Source organism: Hydrogenophaga defluvii, assembly GCF_042665235.1.
Taxonomy (GTDB): domain Bacteria; phylum Pseudomonadota; class Gammaproteobacteria; order Burkholderiales; family Burkholderiaceae_C; genus Hydrogenophaga; species Hydrogenophaga defluvii_A.
This window is the reverse complement of record NZ_JBHTBZ010000011.1, coordinates 1-6,002: the sequence shown is the minus strand read 5'-3', so window position 1 is coordinate 6,002 and position 6,002 is coordinate 1. Positions and strand designations below refer to the sequence as shown.

General features: G+C 68.5%; 5 protein-coding genes and 1 pseudogene. 5 read left to right on the top strand and 1 reads right to left on the bottom strand.

Annotated features, from left to right (window positions below):
• The 5 genes and pseudogenes from ACFQU0_RS04535 to ACFQU0_RS04515 form a co-directional block, all read left to right on the top strand.
• Positions 1-197 (top strand): annotated as a pseudogene (locus ACFQU0_RS04535) (C4-dicarboxylate ABC transporter permease); the annotation flags it as partial.
• Positions 198-209: 12 nt separating this feature from the next.
• Positions 210-1,454 carry a ribulose-bisphosphate carboxylase large subunit family protein gene (locus tag ACFQU0_RS04530; RefSeq protein ID WP_382198936.1) on the top strand — a complete coding sequence of 415 codons (1,245 nt, stop codon included), beginning with the start codon at positions 210-212 and terminating at the stop codon, positions 1,452-1,454.
• Positions 1,455-1,459: 5 nt separating this feature from the next.
• The gene (oiaK, locus tag ACFQU0_RS04525) at positions 1,460-2,827 is read left to right on the top strand and encodes a 3-oxo-isoapionate kinase OiaK (RefSeq protein WP_382198935.1); all 1,368 of its coding nucleotides are present in this window, start codon (positions 1,460-1,462) and stop codon (positions 2,825-2,827) included.
• A 29-nt stretch (positions 2,828-2,856) separates the two neighbouring features.
• Positions 2,857-3,576 carry a transcriptional regulator NanR gene (nanR, locus tag ACFQU0_RS04520; protein WP_382198934.1) on the top strand — a complete coding sequence of 240 codons (720 nt, stop codon included), beginning with the start codon at positions 2,857-2,859 and terminating at the stop codon, positions 3,574-3,576.
• A 149-nt stretch (positions 3,577-3,725) separates the two neighbouring features.
• A complete protein-coding gene (locus ACFQU0_RS04515; RefSeq protein ID WP_382198933.1) occupies positions 3,726-4,529 on the top strand; it encodes an enoyl-CoA hydratase/isomerase family protein in 804 nt (267 codons plus the stop codon).
• A 13-nt stretch (positions 4,530-4,542) separates the two neighbouring features.
• Here the strand turns inward: ACFQU0_RS04515 and ACFQU0_RS04510 are convergent.
• On the bottom strand, positions 4,543-6,002 hold a 1,460-nt coding region (locus ACFQU0_RS04510), incomplete at its 5' end, for a sensor domain-containing diguanylate cyclase (protein ID WP_382198932.1).

Below are 6,002 nucleotides of genomic sequence, written 5' to 3'. Positions count from 1 at the left end.
TGTTTGCCGCGTGCACGGTGGCCAAGATTTCGCTGGACCGCATCGTGGGCCACCTGCTGCCGTTTGTGCTGGTCATCATGGGCTGCCTGGCCCTCATCACCTACATCCCCGCCATCTCGCTCACGCTGCGTGATGCGGTGTTCGCCAAACCGCCGGCCGTCTCCCCCGCGCCGGCGCCCGCCATCGGCCCTCAGTAAACCGTCCACACCATGTCCGACCGCATCCACGCCAGTTACTGGCTCGAAACCCCCGACAACCCCGCGCGCGCCGCCGAGGTGATTGCGGGCGAACAGTCCAGCGGCACCTTCCTCGCTCTGGCCAACGAAACCCCCGAACTCAAGGCACGCTGTGGCGCGCGCGTAGAACGCCTCGAGCTGCTCGACGTGGTGGACCAGCCCAGCCTGCCCGGCCGTTACAAGGCGGGTGCGCGGTTCCAGCGCGCGCGGCTGGAGCTGTCGTGGTCGGTGGAGAACATGGGCCTGAGCCTGCCCAACGTGATGGCCACCATCGCGGGCAACCTGTTCGAACTGCAGTGTGTGTCGGGCCTGCGCATCACCGAATTGCGCCTGCCCGTTGCCTTTGCCCAGGCCAGCCCCGGCCCGGCCTTTGGCATCGCCGGCACACGCCGCCTGGCCGGTGTGGCCCAAGGGCCGCTGATTGGCACGATCATCAAACCCAGCGTGGGCCTCAACCCCGAGCAGACGGCGGCCGAAGTGCGCCAGCTGCTGGCCGGCGGCATCGACTTCATCAAGGACGACGAGCTGCAGGCCGACGGCCCGCATTGCCCGTTCGACGAGCGCGCGCGCGCGGTGATGCGCGAGGTGAATGCGGCCGCCGAGCGCCTGGGCCGCAAGCCCATGGTCGCGTTCAACCTCACCGGCGATCTGGACGAAATGAAGCGCCGGCACGACCTGGTGCTGTCGCTGGGCGGCACCTGCGTGATGGTGAGCCTCAATTCGGTGGGCCTGGTGGGCCTGCGCGAACTGCGCCGCCACAGCCAGCTGCCCATCCACGCGCACCGCAACGGCTGGGGCTACCTCAGCCGCCACCCCGCGCTGGGCTGGGACTACGCGCCCTGGCACACGCTGTGGCGCCTGGCCGGGGCCGATCACCTGCACGTCAACGGCCTGGGCAACAAGTTCAGCGAAAGCGATGCCGAGGTGGCCGCCGCCGCACAAGCGGTGCTGAAGCCCTTGTGGGCCGACGCGCCCATGGCCGCCATGCCGGTGTTCAGCTCGGGCCAAACCGGCCTGGTGGCCGCCGCCACCCACGCCGTGGCCGGTGGCACCGATCTCATCTTCGCAGCCGGCGGCGGCATTTTTGGCCACCCGGGCGGCGTGGCCCAGGGTGTGACCGCGCTGCGCCAGGCGTGGGACGCGGCGGTGGCCGGCGTGGATGTGCAGGCCCACGCCGCGCGCCACCCCGAGTTGAAAGCCGCACTGGGTTTCTGGTGAACCGCATGACCAACACCGCCTTGCCCGCTGGCCCGCTGCTGGCCTATTACGGCGACGATTTCACGGGCTCCACCGACGTGATGGAGGCCTTCACGGCGGCCGGTGTGCCCACCGTGCTGTTCTTGCGCACCCCCGGCCCCGAGTGGGTGCAACGCTTTGCCCACATGCGTTGTATTGGCCTGGCCGGCACGGCGCGTGGCCACACGCCCGCTTGGATGCGCGAGCAGTTGCCAGCGGCCTTTGCCAGCCTCCAGGCCTTTAGTGCGCCGCTGTTGCACTACAAGGTCTGCTCCACCTTCGATTCCAGCCCCGAGCGCGGCAGCATTGGCCAGGCGATCGACCTGGGTGTGCCCCATATGCACGGGCGCTGGTCGCCCATGGTGGTGGGCTCGCCACGCCTGCGCCGCTACCAGGCCTTTGGCCACCTGTTCGCGGCCATGGGCGATGTGGTCCACCGGCTGGACCGCCACCCCACCATGTCGCGCCACCCGGTCACGCCCATGGGCGAGTCCGACCTGCGTGTGCACCTGGCGCGGCAGACGCCGCGCCGCATCGAACTGATCGATCTCGTCACCCTCAAGGCGGGCCAGGGCGACGCCGCCTTGCACGCGCTCATGGGCGACGACGTGCCGGTGGTGATGCTGGACGTGGTGGACGAGGACACGCTGGCCGAGGCCGGTCGGCTGGTCTGGGAACATCGGGGTGAGGGACTGTTCGGCGCCGCGTCATCCGGTCTGGAATACGCCCTGGCTGCGCACTGGCGCCGCAGCGGCGCCTTGCCCGAACCCGCCGCGCTCCCACCCACGCAGGCCGTGCCCGCCATCGCCGCTATTAGTGGCAGTTGTTCGCCCATGACGGCGGCGCAAATCGCCTGGGCGGCCGAACACGGGTTTGCCACCGAACGGCTGGACGTGGGCGCGGTGCTGTGGCCCGAGCACCGCGAGCTTGAGATCGCGCGTGTGCTGGGCATGGCGCTGGTGGCCTTGCAAGCTGGCCGCAGCCCGCTCATCTACTCCGCTGCCGGGCCCGATGACCCGGCCGTGACCACCTTTGCCGTTCAGGCCGAGGCGGCTGGCTTGGGTGTGGCCGAGGCCAGCGCCCGCGTGGGCGACGCCCTGGCCGAGACCATGCGTCGCCTGGTGGCGGCATCGGGCGTGCGCCGCCTGGCCATCGCGGGGGGCGACAGCTCGGGCGCCGTGGCGAGTGCCTTGGACATCGCCGCGCTTACCGTGGCTGCCCAACTGGTGCCCGGCGCACCGCTGTGCCGCGTGTGGTCCGACGCGCCGGGCATGGACGGCATGGAGGTGGTGCTCAAGGGCGGGCAGATGGGCCAGGCCGACTTCTTTGGCCGCGTGTTGCACGGCACCGTTTGAATGAGCTGCCTGCGGTATGCTTTTCGCCCATGAGTGTTGAGCAGATACAGCGGCGCAAAATTTACCAGGAGGTGCTGGACCGCCTGTTGCTGCGCATACGCGCGGGCGAATGGAAACCGGGTGACCAGCTGCCTGCCGAGCGCGAGTTGATGGCCTTCTACGGCGTGGGCCGCCCCGCGGTGCGCGAGGCGCTGCAGGACCTGGCCCGCTCCGGCATCGTGGAAATTGCCCACGGCGAGCGCGCGCGGGTGGTGGTGCCCACGGCCGACCTGCTGATCGAACAGATCGCCGGTGGCGCCCAGCACCTGCTGCGCATGCAGCCCGTGATGCTGGAACACCTCAAGGACGCGCGGGTGTTTCTGGAGGCCGGCCTGTGCCGCATTGCCGCCGAACGCGCCACCGATGCCGATGTGGCCCGCCTGCGCCAGCGCCTGGACGAACACCGTGCCGCGTTGTCGGCCATGGATTTGTTCCTGCAGCGCGACATGTTGTTCCACCGCGAGATCGCCACCATCGCCGGCAACCCCATCTTCCCGGCCATCGTCGAAGCCCTGTTCAACTGGGCCAGCGCCTACTACCAGACCATCGTGCGTGCGCCCGGTGCCGAACAGGTGACCCTGGCCGAACACACCCGCATCCTCGACGCCATTGCAGCACGCGATCCGGCCGCCGCCGAGCAAGCCATGCGCGACCACCTGTTGCGCGCCAGCGATCTGTACCAGACAGTGCCGCAGCCGGCGGGCGCCTGATTGCCGCCCCGCTGCCCAGCTGGCAGCGTGTTGTTCCCCCGCAGAAGGGCCGCCCACAAGGCGGCCCTTTTGTCGTTTGCGGCACACGCGCGCAGCGGTTTGTGCATTGAAATGGCGCCACCGTTGTTGTCGATTGAGGAGACCCCATCATGGCCCTGCCGTCTGCCGCTGCCCCCGACGTCACCCCGCTGCGCTGCTGGCGCGAAGGCGGCATCGCTCACCTGCGCTTCAACCGGCCCCAGGCCATGAACGCCATCGATCTGCCGATGGCCAAGGCCTTCCATCAGGCCTGCCAGCAGATCAACAACGACGCCGCCGTGCGGGTGGTGGTGCTCAGCGGCGAAGGCCGGGCCTTCATGGCGGGAGGCGACCTGCAAAGCATGGCGGCCGATCCCTCGGCCGTGGCCGCCGAGCTGATCGGCGAGATGCACGCCGGCATCGAACTGCTGGCGGGCTTGTCGGCACCGGTGATTGCCTCGGTGCAGGGCGCGGTGGCCGGCGGTGGTCTGGGCCTGGCCTTGACGTGCGACCTGATCGTGGCGGCGGAGGGCACCCGTTTCAACCTGGCCTACACCCGCATAGGCACCAGCTCCGACTGCGGCACCTCGTGGGGGTTGCCGCGCTGGGTGGGCCTGCGCAAGGCGCTGGAGATTGCGCTGCTGTGCGAGCCATTTGACGCCGCCGAGGCGCTGCGGCTGGGCATGGTCAACCGCGTGGTGCCAGCCGAGGCCCTGGCCGAACACACGCTGGTATGGGCGCGCCAGATCGAAGCGTCGGCGCCACTGGCGGTGGGGCGGCTCAAGCGGCTGATGCGCGCGTCCGACCAGCACGACCTGCACACCCAACTGCAGGCCGAGGCACGCGCGTTTGTGGCCTGCGCCGGCACGGCCGATTTTGCGGAGGGTGTGGCCGCTTTTCTGGCCAAACGGCCGGCGCGTTTCACCGGTCGCTGACGCTGACGCTGGCTCAGGCGCCGTCGCGGCCGCGCCGCCGTTCGATCTGGTGGGTGGCGTAGTAATGTGCCTTGGCCGCGTACATGGCCCGATCAGCTTCTTGGCAGGCCAGTTCCAGTTCGTGGGCCTGCTGGCAGGTGGCAATGCCCACGGCCAGGCTCAGCGGCTGGCCGGGGTAGAACTGGTTGTTGAGTTCCAGCATGGAGTCGATGTGCTCTTTCAGGCGCTCGGCACCTGCGCGGTCGGTGCCCGGCATGAGCACCATGAACTCGTCGCCGCCGATGCGGGCCGCGCAGGCGGGCTCGGTGACCGCCTTGGACAAGACCTCGCCTGCGCGCCGCAACAGCGCGTCACCAGCTGCGTGGCCGTTGCTGTCGTTGGCGTTTTTCAGGCCGTTGAGGTCGATGGCCAGCACGCTCACTGGCCACGGCCCTTTGCGCGAAAGGCGGTTCAGTTCCTCGATGTAGAAGGTGCGGTTGCGCAGCTTGGTCAGCGTGTCGTGTTTGCCCAGGTACTCCAGGTAGGCCTCGGCCTTTTTGCGGGCCGTGATGTCCACCAGCGAGACCAGCACCAGGTCCCAGTTCGCCTCGTGGCCATCCAGCACACCAAACTGCATGTGCACGTGCATCAGGTTCCCGGCCAGCGAGTAGTTCACCACCTCACGCTGCTGAAACAACTGGCCTTTCCACAGGTCGATCAGCTGCTCGGCAAAGGAGTCGTGCATCTCGCCGCGGAACACGCGGTCGAGCTGGCGCAGCAGGGTGTCGCGGTCGGTCGCGCCAAACATGCGCAGCGTCTGCTGGTTCACGTCGATGACGCGGATCTCGCGCATGCAGCGGGTCACGAATTCGGGGTGCACGTTGATGAAGGTGCGCAGGTCTTCAATGCCCCGCTCGCGCACCTCGTCCATCAGCGCACGCACGCCGCTGAAGTCCTCCACCCACAGCGACACGGGTGAAAACTTGAACAGGTTGTGCGCATAGGCCTCGCTCATCTGCAAGCGTTGTGTGGCTTGAACGCGTGCGGTCACGTCCTGCAGCGACACCAACACCCGGCTCCAGTCGGCCTCATGGCCTTCGAGCACCCGCGCCTGCACCTCCACATCAATGCGCCGCCCGCTCAGCGAGTAGTTGACCGAAGCGCCGGTGAACTGACGGCCGCTCTCCCACAGTTGCACCATTTCGCGCCCAAACTGGTCCAGCGTGCCGTCGCCAAACACCTTGCTGAGCTGGCCCACCAGCTCCTCCTGCGAGCCCGCCTCAAACATCTCCAGCGTGCGCTGGTTGACCTTGAGCACCATGGGCGCTGCGGCCACCTCGGCCAAGCGTTCCGGCTGGGCCTCGAACATCGCGCCCAGATCGCTCACCCCTTCGGCACGCCAGGCATCGAACAGCCGCTTGATGCCGCTGTAGTCCTCCAGCCAGAGCGAGGCGGGGGCAAGGTCAAACATCTGTTCAAAGTCGGAGCGGGCGG